The sequence below is a fragment of the Pseudomonas sp. Pseu.R1 genome, from assembly GCF_045764065.1.
Taxonomy (GTDB): domain Bacteria; phylum Pseudomonadota; class Gammaproteobacteria; order Pseudomonadales; family Pseudomonadaceae; genus Aquipseudomonas.
This window is the reverse complement of record NZ_JBJGEE020000001.1, coordinates 4,037,028-4,055,038: the sequence shown is the minus strand read 5'-3', so window position 1 is coordinate 4,055,038 and position 18,011 is coordinate 4,037,028. Positions and strand designations below refer to the sequence as shown.

Sequence of the window (18,011 nt, the reverse complement as noted above, 5' to 3'; positions counted from 1 at the left end):
CACTTAAATAATCACCCCCCACATTTCATATGCGGTACTTATTTGTTCAGCAGGTAAATCCAGAAATACCTGGTGCGAGTTGAGCGCCAAAAAGGCATGTCAAAACCTCATGCCCTGGCTTGAACAGTGGGCAAAATAGATTCCAGTTGTTCTTTTTGGCGAAGAACATCATTTCCGACGTCTTCGTCGATAGCGATATGCAACGCTGACAGACCGTCACGGGCAAACGGGGGATTTGCCTTTGACAGCCCACTAATTCAACAGGTTAAATCCTCTGGCACGTCGGCTGCATGGTTGGCCTGCGGCTGCCCTCTTTTTCCACCTTTGTCTGGAGTACCGCCCTTGGATGCCACGACCATCAACAGCCTGTTCCTGATCGGCGCGTTGCTGGTGGGCGCGAGTATTCTGGTCAGTTCGCTGTCGTCGCGACTTGGCATCCCGATTCTGGTGATCATCCTGGCGGTCGGCATGGTGGCGGGCGTCGATGGTGGCGGCATCATCTTCGACAACTACCCGACGGCCTATCTGGTCGGCAACCTGGCGCTTGCGGTGATTCTGCTCGACGGCGGGCTGCGAACGCGGGTGGCGAGTTTCCGTGTGGCGCTGTGGCCTGCGTTGTCGCTGGCTACGATTGGCGTACTCATTACCACCGGTTTGACGGGCATGGTTGCCGCCTGGCTCTTCGACCTCAATATCATTCAAGGCCTGCTGATCGGTGCCATCGTCGGCTCAACCGACGCGGCGGCGGTGTTCTCGCTGCTGGGTGGCAAGGGCCTCAACGAGCGGGTAACCGCCAGCCTCGAAATCGAATCCGGCAGCAACGACCCGATGGCGGTTTTCCTCACCGTGACGCTGATCGACATGCTGTCCAGTGGTCAGACCGGCCTGCACTGGAGCCTGTTGGGGCATCTGATTCAAGAGTTCGGCATCGGCAGCATCATCGGCCTGGGTGGCGGATGGCTGATGCTGCAACTGGTCAACCGCATCAATCTGGCCAACGGCCTGTACCCGATTCTGGTCATCGCGGGCGGTCTGGCCGTCTTCGCCCTGACCAACGCCATTCACGGCAGCGGCTTCCTTGCGGTATACCTGTGCGGTCTGGTGCTGGGCAACAAGCCGATTCGCAGCCGCCATGGCATCCTGCACATGCTCGACGGCATGGCCTGGCTGGCGCAGATCGGCATGTTCCTGGTACTGGGCCTGCTGGTCACGCCCCACGATTTGCTGCCCATCGCTGTGCCTGCGTTGGGCTTGGCGCTGTGGATGATTCTGGTGGCGCGCCCGCTCTCGGTGCTCGCCGGATTACTGCCCTTCCGCGTGTTCCATGGGCGCGAAAAGGCCTTTATCGCCTGGGTTGGCCTGCGGGGCGCGGTTCCGATCATTCTCGCGGTGTTCCCGTTGATGGCCGGTTTACCCCATGCGCAACTGTTCTTCAACCTCGCCTTCTTTATCGTGCTGATCTCACTGCTGGTTCAAGGCACGAGCCTGCCGTGGATGGCGAAATGGCTGAAAGTGACCGTTCCGCCTGATCCTGCGCCCATCTCCCGTGCAGCACTGGAAGTGCACGTGACCAGCGAGTGGGAGTTGTTCGTTTATCGGCTGGGCGCCGAGAAATGGTGCATCGGCGCCGCTCTTCGCGAGCTGAAAATGCCGGAAGGCACCCGGATCGCCGCCCTGTTTCGTGGCCAGCAACTGCTCCATCCGTCGGGTAGTACGGTATTGGAAACAGGCGATTTGCTTTGCGTGATCGGCCACGAACATGACCTTCCAGCCCTCGGCAAGCTGTTCAGCCAGGCACCCCAACGCGGCCTCGACTTGCGTTTCTTCGGTGACTTCGTCCTTGAGGGAGACGCTCAGCTCGGGGCTGTCGCGGCATTGTACGGTTTGAAACTCGACGGTCTGGATTCGAATATGCCGCTGAGCCAGTTCATCATTCAGAAGAATCGCGGCGCGCCAATCGTCGGCGACCAGATCGAATGGAACGGCACAATCTGGACAGTTGCGGTGATGGAAGGGAACAAGATCCTCAAAGTGGGCGTCAGATTCCCCGAAGGAAGCCGCCCGGGTCCCGGGTTGTTCCTCTAAACTGCTCAGCTTCATATTTTGTTGCGTCCTATTTCCTGACTGCTCGACCCGGTGTCTATGTTCTCGTTGCGTACTTTTCTTGCCTCAGCCTTGCTGGGGCTTTGCCTGTTCAACGTCCCGGCGTTTGCCGCTGACACGCCTCCACTTTCCGCCGACGCGGTCCAGCAGAGTCTGGACAAGATCGCCGACCGCAAATTGTCGGCTGATGACCAGAAAGCCCTGCAACAAGTGCTGGAGCAAACTCTCGGCTTCCTGGCCAGCCAGAAAGACAACCAGCAAAAGCTGGAGGACCTGAAGAAGCAACTGGCCGATGCACCACGGCAAACCAGCGAAAACCAGCGCGACCTCATACGGCTCAAGGCCAGCAAAGTTATTCCGGTCGCCCAGCGCTACGCCAACATGGACGTGCCGCAGCTCGAGCAGATGCTCAGCCAGCGCAGCACCCAACAGACCGATTTGCAAAAGGCGTTGAACGACGCCAACAGCATGACCATCAACGCGCAAACCCGTCCGGAGCGGGCGCAGGCCGAGATCAGCAACGCCCAGACGCGCATCCAGACCATCAACGGGATTCTCAAGTCCGGCAAGGACGGCGGCAAAGCCATCAACGCCGACCAGCGTAACCAACTGAATGCTGAGTTGGCGTCGATCAATGCCTTGATCGCCCTGCGCCGTCAGGAATTGGCCGGTAACAGCCAGTTGCAGGACCTGGGCGGCAGTCAGCGCGATTTGTTGACCGAAAAGGTTGCGCGCCAGGATCAGGAAATCCAGGACTTGCAAACCCTCATTAACGACAAGCGTCGCGCGCAGTCTCAGGAAACGGTCGAGCAGTTGTCCATCGAAGCGCAAAAAGCGGGCGGCAGCAGCTTGTTGGCCACCGAAAGTGCGACCAACCTCAAGCTCTCCGATTACCTGCTGCGCGGCACCGACCGCCTCAACGAGCTGACTCAGCAGAACCTCAAGACCAAGACCCAGCTCGACGCGATCACCCAGACCGACGCCGCGCTGGATGAACAGATCAACGTGCTCAGCGGCAGCCTGCTGCTGTCCAAGATTCTCTACAAGCAGAAGCAATCGCTGCCCAAACTCAAAGTCGATAGCGGCCTGGCGGACGAAATCGCCGACATTCGCCTGTATCAGTTTGAGGTCAATCAGCAGCGCGAACAGATGAGCAACCCGACAAATTACGTCGATACTCTGCTCGCCACCCAGAAACCGGAAGACGTCACCCCTGCCCTGCGCAAGACCCTGCTCGATCTGGCCACCACCCGCATCGACCTGCTGGAGCGGCTGAACCGCGAGCTGAGCGCTCTGCTCAACGAATCCATCACCCTGCAACTGAACCAGAAGCAACTGGTCAGCACCGCCATCAACCTGCGCCAGACACTGGACGAGCAGATGTTCTGGATTCCCAGTAACAAACCGCTGGATCTGGAATGGTTCGAGCGCGTTCAGCCGCGTTTGATGAAGCAAATCTCCACCCTGCCGTGGACCTCGACCGTCAGCGAACTGGGCGATGGCTTGACCCAACGCCCATTGATCTTCCTGCCCCTGTTGCTGGTGATCGGTGTACTGACGTGGAAGCGCAAGGCGCTGTACGACAAACTCAATCGCTTGCATGGCGACATCGGCCATTTCAAGCGTGACCGACAGTGGCAAACGCCGCTGGCTATTTTCATCAATATTCTGCTGGCCATGCCGCTCTCGCTGGCACTGGCGTCCTGTGCACTGGCGTTGCAGATCGATGCACGCGAACAGAACGTCAATCTGGGCGCGGCCTTGATGCAAATCTCGCTGGCGTGGCTGGTGTTCTACACCGCGTACCGCATCCTGGCGCCGGGCGGCGTGGCGCAGCTGCATTTTCGCTGGGAGAAATCCCAGGTTGAATTCCTGCGCGGCTGGATTCGCCGGTTGGGGCTGGTGGTGCTGGCGCTGGTGACTGTCGTCGCCGTTGCCGAGCATGAGCCTTCGGCGCTGGCCGATGACGTGATCGGCATTGCGGTGGTGCTGACCTGTTACGCGCTGATGACCTGGCTGCTGGGTCGTCTGCTGTTGACCAGCCCGACCCACGAAAACGCCTCGCTGTTCCGCCGAGCGGTGGGCCTGGCCTTCACTGCGCTACCCGTCGCGTTGTTCGTCGCCGTGTGCTTTGGCTACTACTACACCGCACTGAAACTCAGTGACCGCTTGATCGACACCCTGTACCTGCTGATGCTCTGGCTGGTGATCGAAGCCACTTTCGTTCGCGGGCTGGGTGTGGCGGCGCGGCGGCTGGCCTATCAGCGCGCGTTGGCGAAACGTCAGGCAGCCAAGGAAGCGGGAGAAGGCGAAACCCTGGTCGAGGAACCGACGCTGGACATCGAACAGGTCAACCAGCAGTCCTTGCGCTTGATTCGCCTGGCCTTGATCGGCGGCTTCATCGGCGCGCTGTATCTGGTCTGGGCCGACCTGATCACCGTGTTCTCGTACCTGGACAACATCACCCTCTACGAATACACCAGCGGCACGGGCGCCACCATGAGCATGGTGCCGATCAGCCTGGGTGACATGATCGGCGCGCTGGTGATCATCGGTATCACCTTCGTGCTGGCGGGTAACCTGCCCGGTTTGCTGGAAGTCTTCGTGCTGTCGAAGCTGAACCTCAAGCAAGGCAGTTCCTACGCGACGACCACGTTGCTGTCCTACATCATCGCGGGCGTGGGTTTCGTCTCGACGCTGTCAGCGTTGGGCGTGAGCTGGGACAAACTGCAATGGCTGGTCGCGGCGCTGTCGGTGGGCCTGGGTTTCGGCATGCAGGAGATTTTCGCGAACTTCATCTCCGGCATCATGATCCTGTTCGAGCGTCCGGTACGGATCGGCGACACCATCACCATCGGCAACCTGTCAGGCACGGTGAGCAAGATCCGCATTCGTGCGACCACCATTACCGACTTCGACCGCAAGGACATCATTGTCCCGAACAAGACGTTCATCACCGGGCAATTGATCAACTGGTCGCTGACCGACACCATCACCCGCGTCACCCTGAAGCTGGGCGTGGACTACGGCTCGGACCTGGATCTGGTGCGCAAGCTGCTGTTGCAGGCCGCCCGCGAAAACCCTCGCGTCCTTAAAGAGCCTGAGCCGATCGTCTACTTCCTGAACTTCGGCGAGAGCACGCTGGACCACGAACTGCGCATGCACGTACGTGACCTTGGCGACCGCAACCCGGTGCTCGACGAGATCAACCGCTTCATCAACAAGGAATTCAAGAAGCAGCACATCAACATCTCGTTCCGGCAGATGGAGGTGTACCTCAAGAACATGCAGGGCCAAGAGTACAAGATGGTGCCAGTCGAACCGGAACAGAAGACCATCGCCGCACCAGCACCGTCCACCAGCGTGCCCGCCGCGCCGAAAGATGTGCCCGAGCCGCCGGAAGCCAAGCTCGACTGACAGCGTGAATCCCAGCAGAATGCTCGGACATTCTGCTGGAGCTGCGCTGTGAAAGCCCTCGACGAACTGACCTTCGACAATCGTTTCGCCCGTCTGGGCGACACGTTTTCCACGTCCGTCCTGCCTGAACCCATCGCCGAACCCCGCTTGGTGGTCGCCAGCGATGCAGCCTTGGCACTGCTGGATCTTGACCCCGCCCACGCCGAAGAGCCGGTTTTCGCCGAGTTGTTCAGCGGCCACAAACTGTGGGCCGAGGCCGACCCTCGGGCGATGGTTTATTCCGGGCATCAGTTCGGTTCGTACAACCCGCGTCTGGGTGACGGCCGGGGGCTTCTGCTGGGCGAGGTCTTCAACGACGCGGGCGAGCACTGGGACTTGCACCTCAAAGGCGCCGGGCAGACGCCGTATTCGCGCATGGGCGATGGTCGCGCCGTGCTGCGTTCATCGATTCGTGAATTCCTCGCCTCCGAAGCGCTGCATGCGCTGGGCATCCCGACCAGCCGCGCAGGTTGCGTGATCGGCTCAACCACGCCGGTCTGGCGCGAGACCCAAGAGCGCGCGGCGATGGTGTTGCGTCTGGCCCAGAGCCATGTGCGCTTCGGCAGCTTTGAGTATTTCTTCTACACCCAGCAACACGAGCCACTGAAGCAACTCGCCGACCATGTGCTGGCGCTGCACTACCCCGAATGCCTTGAGCAGCCTGAGCCGTATCTGGCGATGTTCCGCGTGATCGTCGAGCGTCAGGCCGAATTGATCGCCAAATGGCAGGCTTATGGCTTCTGCCACGGCGTGATGAACACCGACAACATGTCGATTCTGGGCATCACGTTCGACTTTGGCCCATTCGCCTTCCTCGACGATTTCGACCAGCATTTCATCTGCAACCACTCCGACCACGAAGGCCGCTACTCCTTCAGCAATCAGGTGCCCATCGGCCAATGGAACCTCAGCGCACTGGCCCAGGCCCTGACGCCATTCGTCGAGGTCGAGCCGCTGCGTGAAGCGCTCGGCATGTTCTTGCCGCTGTATCAGGCCCACTACCTGGACCTGATGCGCCGCCGCCTGGGCCTGACCACCGCTGAAGACGACGACGCCGACCTCATCGCTCGTCTACTGCAACTGATGCAGAACAGTGGTGTGGATTACAGCCTGTTCTTCCGTCGCCTGGGCGAAGACGCTGCTGACGTCGCAGCTCAAAGCCTGCGCGACGACTTCGTCGACATGCTGGGCTTTGACGCCTGGGCCGATGCCTACAAAGCCCGCATCGCCCGCGACCCCGACAGCACCCAGGAAGACCGCCGCGCCCGGATGCACGCCGTCAACCCGCTTTACGTGCTGCGCAACTACCTGGCCCAACGCGCCATCGAAGCCGCCGAACAAGGCGACTACACCGAAGTTCGTCGCCTGCACCAAGTGCTGTGCAAGCCCTTCGAGGAACAGGCGGGGATGGAAAGTTATGCACAGCGGCCGCCGGATTGGGGGAAGCATTTGGAGATCAGTTGTTCGTCTTAGGTGTCGGCGCGGAATCAGTATCCGATACCGCCGTAGGTTTATCAGAAACAGAGGACGAGGCTGGCGCCTGCGCAGAGTGCTGTTTTACAGACTGCTCACGCTTGGCTTCAGCCTCTTTTCTCTCAGGCATCGCGATGCTCGCCAGAATGTCATACAGATTAAGTCCCCGCTTCGCCAGCTCCGGCGCTTCGTCATTGGGCCGACTCAACTCCAGGCGAATCTTCTCCAACAGTTCTGCTTCGTAATCGCCTGGATAGCAGTCCTGAACCTGCTCGATTTTAGGCAGGCCCCTGTAGAAGTTCAGGACCTCCGTGAGAAAGACCGGGATCCTGCCGGATTGCGCACTTTCTAACTGTGCGCGAGTGACCGCGCCCTTCGCCCATTCGGATTTCAGGCGATGACTTTCAGACCAGGCCGCATGTCGCTCATTGATCGTGTAGCCGCCACTGTCGTCATAAGCGATCAGTGCTAACTGATCACGAGACAGACCTGCAAACGGATTTTTTGCATAACGATCGCCACTAGCGGCTTGGTTGACGTAATCGGTTGCCTGCCTGGCCCTCGCCAGATGTTCAGGGTCGTCTGTATCGGGTAGTTCCTGATCGTGTCGATGTTTTCCAAAGCTGTAGCCGTCGAGCGCAAAATCATTTAGCTGCTTCTTTGCATAAGCAGCCAGCTCATCGCGGGTCAGCTCCTGCTCTCGTTTGCTGGATCGAAGAGCACTCTCACTTAACTGTCGAGCGAGAAGAGAAATACTAGTTTTATCCGATTGCTCCTTCGAAGACTCCGGCATATTAACTGCTTCACTGTCAGGCACACTTTCTTTTTCTATCGCCAAACCAACAGGCATTACTGATACGGCACTCACACTTTGGATCATATTGCCTCCCTGCAATGCGCTCTTAAATAGAGCCACCCCTTCGGTGGCCCTACTTAAACTATGCACATCAACGCATGATGAGATTCACGCTCCAATCGTGACTGGAATAATTCACAGAGGTGATACTGATATCGCATCTGGCACCGCCACTCGCGACTGCGCTTTTATTCCACTTGGGCGTTCTGACTCCGCCAGGTGTGGCGTTCATCAGATAGCTGGTCGTGAAACGGCATGACTTGCTTCCTGACTTGTATGTCACCATCGCATAGGTGATGGGCGAGGAGCCTGTAGCCCGGACAATGTAACTTTCAGTACCACCTGCCGGCACATTAGATGGCTTAGGGGAAGCATTCGAGTACGTCGTAGCTTCATTCCGACTACTGCCCGGCTGGTAAACCACAGGCTCCGCCGTGCTATTAATGAAGTTAACGGCTACCTGTGGGGTTGCAACCGCCACTCCTACATTCAGCATCGCGACCGCCGCTATGGAACACTTAATCGGCTTAACACTTTTCATTTTGATCATCCTTTTTTGTTATATCTGAAAAAAGCTAATCAGACATCAGCAATCGCGACAACTACTCGAACGGATAGTCCTTTTAGAACAGACCTGCATTCCCTTGATGCGTACTAAGGCCGGTGAAAAACTTCCATTACATTGACACCGATAACTACCCAGCCATCGGCTTCGAGTTACTGGCTGTTTCACCCTTAGTTGTTGAGTTCGTGAGTGTCGCTGCCGACGCAGTTGACGGAGTCGCAGCAGTTGTCTGCACAGGCTTCACCGCCTTGGCCGCAGCCGCTTCTTTCTGCGCCCATCGCTCATTCCACGACACTGGCGTTGGCGAGGTTCTGGGGGTGAATTTCTTTCTGAGGGTGGGGCTGTTCGGGTCGGTCTTGCTTTTGGCGGGTTCGACAATGCCCGCAATCACATCGAACAACGTCAGTTTTCGATCGCCGCCCTGGCGCTGAATGAGGCCGGGCATGCTCGGCGCGGGTAGGGTCTTGTCACCCTTGATGCGCGACTCAAGGATCGCCTGGGCATCTTTGGGGTAATCCACGGCCTTTTCGATGGCAGGCAGCGATTTGAAGTAACTCAATGCCTCGTTGTAAAACCTTGACGCCTTGCCTGTGCGAATCTGCTCGATCTCGCCCTGAGGGATCGCGACTTTGCGCCAGGCTTCATCCATCTTCTGCACGCCCTGCCATGCCGCACGTCGCTCATTGAGGGTGAAGTTGCCACTGTCGTCGTAGGCGATGTGATTCAGTTGCTCGCGGGACAACTTCTCGAACGGGCTTATGGCGTTCTTGTCCCCCGCGAGGGTGCGCGTGACGTACGCAGAGGCCGCCCGCGCACGATCCAGCAATTCCGGATCAGTGGTATTCGGCACTTCCATCGCTCGGGTGCCGCTGTTGGCCTTGGGCGTTTCCTGGGTGAACGCCTTGATTTGGTTACGCCCATATTGGCCCAGCTCTTCGTAAGTCATCCCTGCATCTCGCTTGGCGGCGCGGGCAGCGCTTTCGTTCAACTGGCTGGCCAGTGTGGAAAAGCTCGTCTTGTCGGTGGCCGTCTTTTGCGTTTTATCCACAGCAGGCTCATTCGCCTTTTCCGCCGTGACGGGCGCGGGCATCTTGTTCGGAAGGATGGCGGCAACGGCAGCCTGAAGGTGATTGATCATCGGCAACTCCCTGACAATGAATGGACAGGGGCCAATGCGGGTGAAGCGGAACGAAACAGCCCCTGACGCGGGAAGCTAATCGGGGTAGCAGGCCAGAGCTAGCTGTGCGAATGGGGGTGGTCTTTCGGATAAAAGCGTCGGAAGGAAAGCCTCTGGAGTAGTGTGTACCGGCGTATCAATACCGCTGCTCAGGGAATGTCCAGCGTCTTCAAATGCGCCGACATCGACGCAGAAATATCAAGCCGCGTTGCACAACGTGATGAGAAACACATTCCGTTTGTTAACAGCTAGTCCGTTAAATCAATAACGCTTAGCACCCTGGAGACGATTTCATTGACAGTAACCTTGTCCAACGTCTCGACAAACCTCGCAGATCCAGTGCGAACACGCTGCTCAAGGTCAAAGCTACGCACTTGATTACACACCGCAACACCGCTGGTCTCGTGTCCTGAAATGACCACACAGAGCCCGGATTGCCGCGCGAAATCACCGCCACTGGTCACCGGGACAGTCATGCAAATACCTAGCGCGTTGATTTGCTGAGCAGTGATGACTACGAATCGATGCCGATCTTTCATCTCCCTCCCCGCCACTGGATTGGGGTCTACCCAATACACATCGCCCTGGCAGGGGGCCTTGCGACGAACCATCAGTTGATCTCCCGCCCGACAGAGTCGCCTTCTCGAGCCCAAGCTGTTTCGTTGTTCAATTCAGCAACGAATTCAGCCCCTTTTAACAGCTCGGTTACCGAATAGCGCTTGCGGATGAGCGGCGGTACAGGCTTGGCGACCAACTCCCCCGCCTCAACGCTCAACTCGACCTCAGATCCAATGTGCAGATCCAGCAACTTCAAAAAAGCAGGGGGGATCGTCATCACCGCCGCGCCGCCCTGACGGCGGATGGTCGAGTTCATTGTCATCGTTTTTCTCTTGTCGGCCATGGTGGATACCTTGTCTATCAGTGCTACAAAAGTAGCACCGCGTTCAACCGTTTACGAGCTGCGACAAGACACACGCAGCCTATTCAGCTTGCCTCGCCTATCCAATCCGAAGATACAGCCAGCTCTGTGGGAATTCGCCGATCAGCTACCCAACAGCCACCCCAACCCCATCGCCACATGCTCTTCGGTGCTGTCCACCAGCGGCAGCGGGCTTTCCACGCCTTCCAGCAGCAGCCCGATTTCCGTACAACCCAGAATCGCGGCCTGTGCACCTTGATCACGCAACTGCTCAAGCACACCGAGGTAGAACGCTCGCGCCGGTTCATGGAATTGGCCCAGGCAAAGCTCGGCAAAGATCACGCGGTCGATTTCGCTCATGGCATCGGCGGTCGGCAGAAGAACGTCAATGTCGAAACGCTCGGCCAGGCGACGTTTGTAGAAGTCTTCCTGCATGGTGAAGCGGGTACCAAGCAATGCGGCGCGGCTGACGCCTCTCGCTTGAAGTGCTTGCCCTACCGCATCGCCGATGTGCAGTAGAGGGATGTCGACGGCGGACTCGATGGCCGCCGCGACTTTGTGCATGGTGTTGGTCGCCAGCAGAATGGCTCCGGCGCCAGCGCGCTCAAGGCCACGGGCGGCATCGGCCAGTTGTTCGCCTGCCAGATCCCACTGTCCGGATTTCTGAAGGGCGGCGATGCCCGCGAAGTCCACGGAGTGCAGCAACAGCGGCGCCGAATGCAGGCCGCCCATTTGGTTGCGCACGCCTTCGTTGAGCCATTTGTAATACGTGGCTGTGGATTCCCAGCTCATTCCGCCCAATACACCGAGGGTTTGCATGTTGTTCTCCGGCTGACAGTCGTCTGCGCAGGCTAGGCGCAAAGGCCAGGACAGGCCAGTGACAGAAGCGCGACAAGCGGGCGGTACAGTCTTTGATCAATCGCTTGATAAACCTGTTTGTCGGCTCCATTTATCGGCTATTGGCCTTCTTTCAGGTGACCCTCATGTCCGAACCGCTTCATATCCCCTGCCCCCACTGCAACGGCCTGAACCGCATTCCCGCCGACCGCCTGGCTGACCAGCCCAAGTGCGGGCGCTGCAAGCATCCGGTGCTGCTGAGCAAGCCGTTCAACCTCAACCAAGGTGATTACGCCAGCCAGATCAAGGGCGACCTGCCGCTGTTGGTGGATGTGTGGGCGGATTGGTGCGGGCCGTGCAAATCCTTCGCGCCGACGTTCGAACAGGCGGCCGCTCAACTGAGCGGGCGTGTGCGTTTGGCGAAGCTGGACAGCGAGGCCAATCAGCAGTTGTCTGCTCAGTTGGGTATCCGGTCGATTCCTAGCCTGATCCTGTTCAAGAATGGCCGCGAAGTGGCGCGCCAGAGCGGTGCCATGCCGTTGCCACAGCTAACAGCTTGGCTGGCCAGCCAAGGGATCTGACCCACCGTACTCGCTCCTTCGACGCTAAATTGTGGGAGCCGCCTTGGTGGCGATAGCGCTGGGCCAGTCGACATCCATGTTCAGGACCAAAGCATTCGCCAGTAAGCCGGTTCCCACAAAGATGCGTGCCGAGTCATAAAGTGATGATCGCCACCGCCCCTGTGGGCGTGTTCTGGATGTGCAGTAGGCCCTGTCTGAAGTTGCATTTTCGTCCCTCAAACCCGAAAGCCGAGGCCTAACGTTAATCACTCTCACAGCTATCCCGAGGCAACGAGCGATGACGGCAGTTATCCGAGAAGGCGACAAAACCAGTACCGGTGGCAGGGTGTTAGCCACATCCGGGAGCTACGTCTGCGAGGATCGCCGTCTGGCGCGCATGGGCGATCCGGTGTGGTGCAAGGTTTGCGAGACAGTCGGGTATATCGCGCAGGGCAACCCGACGTTCATCGATGAGGTGACGCCCGTCGCCACCGATGGTCAGGCCGTGTGCTGCGGATGCCCCAAGGGCGAACACCGCCTGATCGCCAGCCAGCATCAGTTGCAGGCTGACATGCAAGCCACCATCGAAATTCCCAAAGATCAGGCCAAAAAGGCGCGAAAACGGGCGAAGAAAATCGCCGCGACACTGAAAGGCGCCCCGTAGCGGCATGACTTGCCTGCTGTCGTCGCTTCAAGATCGCTGCCGCCGTCAAGGCGGACTGCTAAAGGCGTGCGCGGACCTCGTTATTGCGCGGCGTTGGTTTCCAGCAAATGATGCAGTTCAACGAACTGCTGGCTCAGCTTGTGCCGCGCATCGAGATGAATCAGAGGCAGGCTCGCTTGATGGGACTCGCGCATTTTCACCGAGCTGTTGAGGTACACCGGCAAGACGGGCAACCCCTCGGCAATCAATTCGTCGAGGATTTGCTGCGGCAGGCTCGCCCGCGACTGGAACTGGTTGACGATAATGCCTTCCACCTCCAGGTCCTCATTGTGATCGTCTTTCAGCTCTTCGATCTCTTTAAGCAGACCGTACAGGGCCTGACGAGAAAAGCTGTCGCAGTCAAAGGGAATCAAGACTCGATCTGCCGCGATCAACGCTGAAACGGCATAGAAATTCAACGCAGGCGGGGTATCGAGGTAGATTCGCTCATAATCCTCACCCAACTCGTCGAGCAACTTTCGCAGCTTGTTGATCTTGTGCTTGGCCTCAAGTTTCGGCTGCAAGTCCGCCAGTTCGCCGGTCGCGGTCACGACGTGCAGGTTGTCGAACGGCGTTTCATAAATGTCGACCTGGTTCTTTTTGGCGAACGGCCCGGAAGACAGGGATTGCTTGAAGAACTCGGCAATACCCATGGGAATCTCGTCACCGGTCAGGCCCGTTAGGTACTGCGTCGAGTTGGCCTGAGCGTCGAGGTCGATCAAGAGGGTCCGGTAACCCTCATTGGCACTGACGGCCGCCAGATTGCACGCGATGCTCGATTTGCCAACGCCGCCTTTCTGATTGAACACCACACGCCGCATTTGCTCACTCCCTGTTGCTGTCTTGCCGTGAAAGTCGCCAAGCGACCTGATGAATGGTCCCGAGTCTAGGCAAACCGCATGACAAGGGCGAGCGTTTACGAATGAAGAGTCAGAATAATCAGACGAATCCTACGTAATCGGGTGAAATATCCGACTTACAAATTGCTACAAATCGCACTCATCGGGATAATGCCCGCCACTCGGTGATAGCGCCGCGCCATGGTTGGTGTCACTTCGGATACTCGAAGCCAGAGGTAAGCCCGCACAGGGGCGGGAAGATAGATCGTGATCAAGTTCAACATCGCACAGTGGCGCGCATGGGCGCCAGGGCTGCCAACCGCCGAAGACTGGCAGCAATGGAGCCAGCATCCGACCGTTCCGGACAATCAGGATGACGCCCCCGATGTCTCGTTCCTGCCCGCCATGCAGCGCCGACGACTCAGCCGCCTGGCCCGAATGGCGTTCAGCGTAGGCTGGCCACTGGCAGAGGGGCACGAGCACCTGCCTCTGGTGTTCGTCTCACGCCATGGTGAAACGCCTCGCACCTTCGACATTCTCAGCGATCTGGCCGCTGACCAACCTTTGTCACCCACGCAGTTCAGTCTGTCGGTGCATAACGCGGTGATCGGCCTGTGGTCGATCCTGCGCGGTGAAACCAGTGAAATGACAGCGCTGGCTGCCGCAGGTGACGGCCTCGAACACGGCGTGATGGAGGCAGCCTCTTTGCTGGCAGAGGGCGCATCTGCCGTTCTGCTGATCATCGCCGAAGAAAACCCGCCGCGTGCCTACGCCCCCTGGATCGACGACGTGCCGTTTCCCTACGCCGTGGGCCTGTTGCTCACCCAGGGCGACGAATGGCAACTGGCATTGAGCGGTGGCGGGTCTAAGGAAAGCGTCCCCCTTCGTGGCGAGTGGCCACACGCGCTCAATCTTTTGCGCGCCCTGTCGACACAACAGAGCGCCCTGCTGCATCCCTGGAAGAATCGGCTATGGAACTGGCAACACAACCGCTGAGCAAAAGTCGCAACGCCTATCACTGGCGCCTGCTGACCACTGCCTTGAGCTTCGCCCTGTTCGGGCTGGGCGGGTTGTGCCTGCGCCTGTTCATTTTCCCGCTGCTGGCCCTGCTACCAGGCGACGCCTTCAGTCACCAGCGTCGCGCCCGCCGCACCATCAGCCGTTTGTTCTGGGCCTTCATCCGTTTCATGGCCAAGGCCGGGGTGTTGACTTATCAGGTCGAAGGCGCAGAGCGCCTGGGTCGTCCGGGGCAAATGATCATCGCCAATCACCCCTCACTGATTGATGTGGTGTTTTTGATTGGTCTGGTCCGTGACGCCAACTGCGTAGTGAAGCAAAGCCTGTGGCAGAACCCCTTCACCCGTGGCCCGGTGCGTGCGACGGGTTATGTGAGCAACGACGGCAGTGCCGAAATGCTGGAAAACGCAGCCGGTCTGCTGCAAACCGGTCAGACATTGATCATTTTCCCGGAAGGCACTCGCACCGAACCGGGCAAGCCGCCGGTTTTCCATCGAGGCGCGGCAGCGATCGCCCTGCGCGGTGCCACCGCCATCACGCCGGTAACGATTCATGTCTCGCCGACCACGCTGACCAAGGCCGAGCCGTGGTACCGCATTCCCCAGCGCCGACCGCACTTTCATTTGCGCGTGGGCCACGATATCGACCCGGCGGCATTTGCCGCGCTCGGCTCGGCTCCTGTGGCGTCGCGCAAGCTCAATGATCATCTGCATCACCATTTCATCAAGGAACTCGCCACCGATGAGCGATCTGCATCTGGAAATTAAACAGCTGATCATCGATGCCCTGGGCCTCGAAGACATCAGCACCCATGACATCGGCAACGACCAGACGCTGTTCGGCGAAGGCTTGGGCCTGGACTCGGTCGACGCCCTGGAACTGGGCCTGGCCATTCAGAAACGCTACGGCATCAAGATCGATGCCGACGCCAAAGACACACGCACCCACTTCACCAGCGTCGACAGCCTTGCGGCCTTCGTCAACGCCCGCCTGGTGGCCTGAGGACTGAACATGCAATCCCGTGAAGAGATCTTCGAAACCCTGCGCACTGCATTGGTCGAGCTATTCGAACTCGAACCCGAGCGCGTCACCCTCGAAGCCAACCTGTATCAAGACCTGGAAATCGACAGCATCGATGCCGTCGACCTGATCGACCACATCAAACGCAAGACCGGCAAGAAAATCGCTGCTGAAGAATTCAAGTCCGTGCGCACCGTGGGCGATGTCGTCGACGCGGTTTACCGCTTGGTAAACGCTGCCGCATGAGTCGCCTGATCGGCCTGATTCTGGTGCTGGCGGGCGTGCTGTATCCGTTCGCCGTGTACTTCGGCATGGAGCATTTTTCGCCCTGGCAGTTCGCGTTGTTGCTCGGCGTGTTGTGGGCGGCCCGTGCGCTGACCGTCGAACGACGCCCGGGAACACTGAGCATGGCGCTGGTCGCGATGGGCTTCTGCCTGCTGCTGGGCGTATGCGACAGCCCGCAATTGTTGCGCTGGTATCCGGTGCTGATCAGCGGATTCATGCTGACGCTGTTCGGATTGAGCCTGATGCGCGGCATGCCGATGGTCGAGCGACTGGCACGCCTGACCGACCCAGAACTGCCAGAGGTCGCGATTCGCTACACGCGCCAGGTGACGAAAATCTGGTGCCTGTTCTTCCTGTTCAACGGCATCGTCGCTGCTGCGCTGACGCTCTGGGCGCCATTGAGCTGGTGGACGCTGTACACCGGTCTGATCGCCTACGGCCTGATGGGTATTCTGTTCGCCGGTGAGTGGATCGTCCGCCAGCGTGTGCGAGGCCGTGCATGAGCTGGATCAACCTTGAGCACCTGTTGCTTGCCCCACACGCCGAGCGCGTCGTCACCCACGCACCGGCCTTGACCCTGGCGCACCTGCAAAACCGTGCGTTGTCAGTGGCCGGCGCCTTGCAGCAGCAGGGCGTGAAGCAGATTGCGATTCACCTTGAGGACGCTGCCGATCTGGCCGTTGCACTGTTCGCGGCGTGGCGTGCCGAGGTCAGCGTGCTGCTGCCGTCCGACCTGCAAGCACAAACCCGCCAACGCTGGGCACCACAGGTTGATCTGTGGCTGAGCGATGCGCCGGACGACACGCCACTCGACGCCTTGAACGCCGCGCCACTGGCACCGGCTCGCCTTGATCTGGACGCCTGCACCTTGAGCCTGTGCACCTCTGGCTCCAGCGGCGAACCCAAACTGATCGAGAAAAAGCTGCGCCAACTGGCCAATGAAGTCACAGCACTGGAACGCTTGTGGGGTGCGGATCTGGGTCATGCCTGCATCATCGGCAGCGTTGCCGCGCAGCATATTTATGGCCTGTTGTTCCGGGTGCTATGGCCGCTGTGTGCGGGTCGTAGCTTCGTGCGAAAACAACTGCCCTTCCCCGAAGACCTCCAGCGCGCCAGTCGCGAACATGACGCTTTCGCTTGGGTCGCGAGTCCTGCGCTGCTCAAGCGCATGGGCGACAACCTCGACTGGGCAAGCCTGAGCGCCGTACGCCGGGTGTTTTCCTCGGGCGGCGCGCTGCCCGCTGAAGCGGCAGAAAGCCTTCACCAACGCCTCGATCAATGGCCGACCGAAATTCTCGGCAGTTCGGAAACCGGCGGCATTGCCTGGCGTCAGGGCGACCCACTGTGGCGCGCTTTCGATGATGTGAAGCTGAGCCAGGACGAAGACGGCGCGCTGCGCATCGAGTCGCCGTATCTGCCTGCGGGCCATGTCGAGCAGACCGCCGATGCCGCGCGTTTCACCGAGGATGGCCGCTTCGAACTGCTGGGTCGTCTGGATCGCATCGTCAAACTGGAAGAGAAACGCATCTCCTTGCCTTTGCTGGAGCTGGCGCTGGCGACCCACGAATGGGTCAGCGAAGCACGGGTGGGTGTGGTTCGCGAGAATCGTGCGTCATTGGGCGCGTTGGTCGTGCTCAGCGACAGCGGCGTGCATGCCTTGCGCAATCAGGGCCGTCGCTCACTGACCAGTGCTTTGCGCCAACACCTGGTGCCCCATTGCGAAGCCCTCGCCCTGCCCCGTCGCTGGCGCTTGTTGAGCCAGTTGCCGTTGAACACCCAAGGCAAGTTGCCTCAGGCGCAGGTCGAAGCGCTACTGGTGGCGCCGAGAGTTCAGGAACCGGAAATCCTGAATCAACAAACCTCTGGTGACGAACTGACGCTGGAGCTGATCGTGCCGCTGGACTTGGCGCACTTCAGCGGGCACTTCCCTGGCACGCCGATTCTGCCGGGCGTGGTGCAAATTGATTGGGCGATTGCTCTCGGCCAGCGCTTGATGGACTTGCCGCTTCGGTTCGCCGGGATGGAAGTGCTGAAATTCCAGCAACTGGTGCGCCCTGGTGACCACATCACCCTGACCCTGCGCTTCGACCAGGAACGCAGCAAGCTGCACTTCGCTTATCGCAACGGCGACGCGGCCTGCTCCAGCGGCCGAATTTTGTGGGGTACAGCGGATGTTTGAAAACTCCTACGGACTCACATAC

17 protein-coding genes are annotated in these 18,011 nt (G+C 59.2%); 11 read left to right on the top strand and 6 right to left on the bottom strand.

Annotated features, from left to right (window positions below):
- Positions 1-342 precede the first annotated feature (342 nt).
- Genes ACI5GA_RS18750 through selO form a run of 3 tightly spaced genes read left to right on the top strand, consistent with a single transcriptional unit; the run spans position 343 to position 7,032 of the window.
- Positions 343-2,085: a potassium/proton antiporter gene (locus tag ACI5GA_RS18750; RefSeq protein WP_404636376.1), complete on the top strand. Its 1,743-nt coding sequence runs from the start codon at positions 343-345 to the stop codon at positions 2,083-2,085.
- Positions 2,086-2,142: 57 nt separating this feature from the next.
- Positions 2,143-5,520 (top strand): mechanosensitive channel MscK, encoded by a 3,378-nt coding sequence (mscK, locus tag ACI5GA_RS18745; protein WP_404636375.1) that lies wholly within the window; start codon positions 2,143-2,145, stop codon positions 5,518-5,520.
- A 48-nt stretch (positions 5,521-5,568) separates the two neighbouring features.
- Positions 5,569-7,032, top strand: coding sequence for a protein adenylyltransferase SelO (gene selO / locus ACI5GA_RS18740; protein WP_421423769.1), 1,464 nt, complete (start codon positions 5,569-5,571; stop codon positions 7,030-7,032).
- On the opposite strand, the gene ACI5GA_RS18735 is transcribed toward selO, so the two are convergent.
- The 5 genes from ACI5GA_RS18735 to ACI5GA_RS18715 all read right to left on the bottom strand — a co-directional run bounded on the left by ACI5GA_RS18735 (position 7,016) and on the right by ACI5GA_RS18715 (position 11,368).
- A complete protein-coding gene (locus ACI5GA_RS18735) occupies positions 7,016-7,912 on the bottom strand; it encodes a hypothetical protein (RefSeq protein WP_421423767.1) in 897 nt (298 codons plus the stop codon). The genes selO and ACI5GA_RS18735 overlap by 17 nt on opposite strands.
- Before the next feature lie 671 nt (positions 7,913-8,583).
- Complete coding sequence (locus ACI5GA_RS18730; RefSeq protein WP_421423765.1) at positions 8,584-9,591, bottom strand: hypothetical protein; 1,008 nt, start codon at positions 9,589-9,591, stop codon at positions 8,584-8,586.
- Between the two features lie 287 nt (positions 9,592-9,878).
- Positions 9,879-10,241 carry a type II toxin-antitoxin system PemK/MazF family toxin gene (locus ACI5GA_RS18725; RefSeq protein WP_404636371.1) on the bottom strand — a complete coding sequence of 121 codons (363 nt, stop codon included), beginning with the start codon at positions 10,239-10,241 and terminating at the stop codon, positions 9,879-9,881.
- Positions 10,241-10,531 (bottom strand): AbrB/MazE/SpoVT family DNA-binding domain-containing protein, encoded by a 291-nt coding sequence (locus ACI5GA_RS18720; protein WP_421423763.1) that lies wholly within the window; start codon positions 10,529-10,531, stop codon positions 10,241-10,243. The genes ACI5GA_RS18725 and ACI5GA_RS18720 overlap by 1 nt, the downstream gene beginning before the upstream one ends.
- A gap of 141 nt (positions 10,532-10,672) precedes the next feature.
- Positions 10,673-11,368, bottom strand: coding sequence for an aspartate/glutamate racemase family protein (locus ACI5GA_RS18715; RefSeq protein WP_421423761.1), 696 nt, complete (start codon positions 11,366-11,368; stop codon positions 10,673-10,675).
- 164 nt (positions 11,369-11,532) lie between these two features.
- Between ACI5GA_RS18715 and trxC the strand changes: the two genes are divergently transcribed.
- Together trxC and ACI5GA_RS18705 are read left to right on the top strand one after the other, a co-directional pair.
- Positions 11,533-11,967 (top strand): thioredoxin TrxC, encoded by a 435-nt coding sequence (trxC, locus tag ACI5GA_RS18710; RefSeq protein ID WP_404636368.1) that lies wholly within the window; start codon positions 11,533-11,535, stop codon positions 11,965-11,967.
- A 277-nt stretch (positions 11,968-12,244) separates the two neighbouring features.
- Entirely contained in the window at positions 12,245-12,610 is a 366-nt protein-coding gene (locus ACI5GA_RS18705; protein WP_421423759.1) for a PAAR domain-containing protein, read from the top strand.
- A gap of 80 nt (positions 12,611-12,690) precedes the next feature.
- On the opposite strand, the gene ACI5GA_RS18700 is transcribed toward ACI5GA_RS18705, so the two are convergent.
- Complete coding sequence (locus tag ACI5GA_RS18700) at positions 12,691-13,470, bottom strand: ParA family protein (protein WP_421423757.1); 780 nt, start codon at positions 13,468-13,470, stop codon at positions 12,691-12,693.
- Positions 13,471-13,755: 285 nt separating this feature from the next.
- Between ACI5GA_RS18700 and ACI5GA_RS18695 the strand changes: the two genes are divergently transcribed.
- From ACI5GA_RS18695 to ACI5GA_RS18670, 6 genes are read left to right on the top strand one after another with little or no spacing between them, the layout of a single operon-like run.
- Complete coding sequence (locus tag ACI5GA_RS18695) at positions 13,756-14,484, top strand: beta-ketoacyl synthase chain length factor (protein ID WP_404636365.1); 729 nt, start codon at positions 13,756-13,758, stop codon at positions 14,482-14,484.
- Entirely contained in the window at positions 14,460-15,272 is an 813-nt protein-coding gene (locus tag ACI5GA_RS18690) for a lysophospholipid acyltransferase family protein (RefSeq protein WP_404636364.1), read from the top strand. Before ACI5GA_RS18695 ends, ACI5GA_RS18690 begins: the two co-directional genes overlap by 25 nt.
- Positions 15,247-15,507 (top strand): phosphopantetheine-binding protein, encoded by a 261-nt coding sequence (locus tag ACI5GA_RS18685; RefSeq protein WP_404636363.1) that lies wholly within the window; start codon positions 15,247-15,249, stop codon positions 15,505-15,507. Before ACI5GA_RS18690 ends, ACI5GA_RS18685 begins: the two co-directional genes overlap by 26 nt.
- A gap of 9 nt (positions 15,508-15,516) precedes the next feature.
- Positions 15,517-15,771, top strand: a complete 255-nt coding sequence (locus ACI5GA_RS18680) for an acyl carrier protein (RefSeq protein WP_404636362.1) — start codon at positions 15,517-15,519, stop codon at positions 15,769-15,771.
- Entirely contained in the window at positions 15,768-16,313 is a 546-nt protein-coding gene (locus ACI5GA_RS18675) for a hypothetical protein (protein ID WP_404636361.1), read from the top strand. The genes ACI5GA_RS18680 and ACI5GA_RS18675 overlap by 4 nt, the downstream gene beginning before the upstream one ends.
- Complete coding sequence (locus tag ACI5GA_RS18670; protein WP_421423753.1) at positions 16,310-17,989, top strand: AMP-binding protein; 1,680 nt, start codon at positions 16,310-16,312, stop codon at positions 17,987-17,989. Before ACI5GA_RS18675 ends, ACI5GA_RS18670 begins: the two co-directional genes overlap by 4 nt.
- Positions 17,990-18,011: the final 22 nt, after the last annotated feature.

Coding starts and splice junctions, on each gene's coding strand:
- ACI5GA_RS18715 (WP_421423761.1), bottom strand. CDS start 11,368: ATGCAAACCCTCGGTGTATTGGGCGGAATGAGCTGGGAATCCACAGCC.
- ACI5GA_RS18700 (WP_421423757.1), bottom strand. CDS start 13,470: ATGCGGCGTGTGGTGTTCAATCAGAAAGGCGGCGTTGGCAAATCGAGC.
- ACI5GA_RS18675 (WP_404636361.1), top strand. CDS start 15,768: ATGAGTCGCCTGATCGGCCTGATTCTGGTGCTGGCGGGCGTGCTGTAT.
- ACI5GA_RS18685 (WP_404636363.1), top strand. CDS start 15,247: ATGAGCGATCTGCATCTGGAAATTAAACAGCTGATCATCGATGCCCTG.
- ACI5GA_RS18720 (WP_421423763.1), bottom strand. CDS start 10,531: ATGGCCGACAAGAGAAAAACGATGACAATGAACTCGACCATCCGCCGT.
- ACI5GA_RS18725 (WP_404636371.1), bottom strand. CDS start 10,241: ATGGTTCGTCGCAAGGCCCCCTGCCAGGGCGATGTGTATTGGGTAGAC.
- ACI5GA_RS18705 (WP_421423759.1), top strand. CDS start 12,245: ATGACGGCAGTTATCCGAGAAGGCGACAAAACCAGTACCGGTGGCAGG.
- ACI5GA_RS18730 (WP_421423765.1), bottom strand. CDS start 9,591: ATGATCAATCACCTTCAGGCTGCCGTTGCCGCCATCCTTCCGAACAAG.
- ACI5GA_RS18690 (WP_404636364.1), top strand. CDS start 14,460: ATGGAACTGGCAACACAACCGCTGAGCAAAAGTCGCAACGCCTATCAC.
- mscK (WP_404636375.1), top strand. CDS start 2,143: ATGTTCTCGTTGCGTACTTTTCTTGCCTCAGCCTTGCTGGGGCTTTGC.
- ACI5GA_RS18680 (WP_404636362.1), top strand. CDS start 15,517: ATGCAATCCCGTGAAGAGATCTTCGAAACCCTGCGCACTGCATTGGTC.
- trxC (WP_404636368.1), top strand. CDS start 11,533: ATGTCCGAACCGCTTCATATCCCCTGCCCCCACTGCAACGGCCTGAAC.
- ACI5GA_RS18735 (WP_421423767.1), bottom strand. CDS start 7,912: ATGATCCAAAGTGTGAGTGCCGTATCAGTAATGCCTGTTGGTTTGGCG.
- ACI5GA_RS18670 (WP_421423753.1), top strand. CDS start 16,310: ATGAGCTGGATCAACCTTGAGCACCTGTTGCTTGCCCCACACGCCGAG.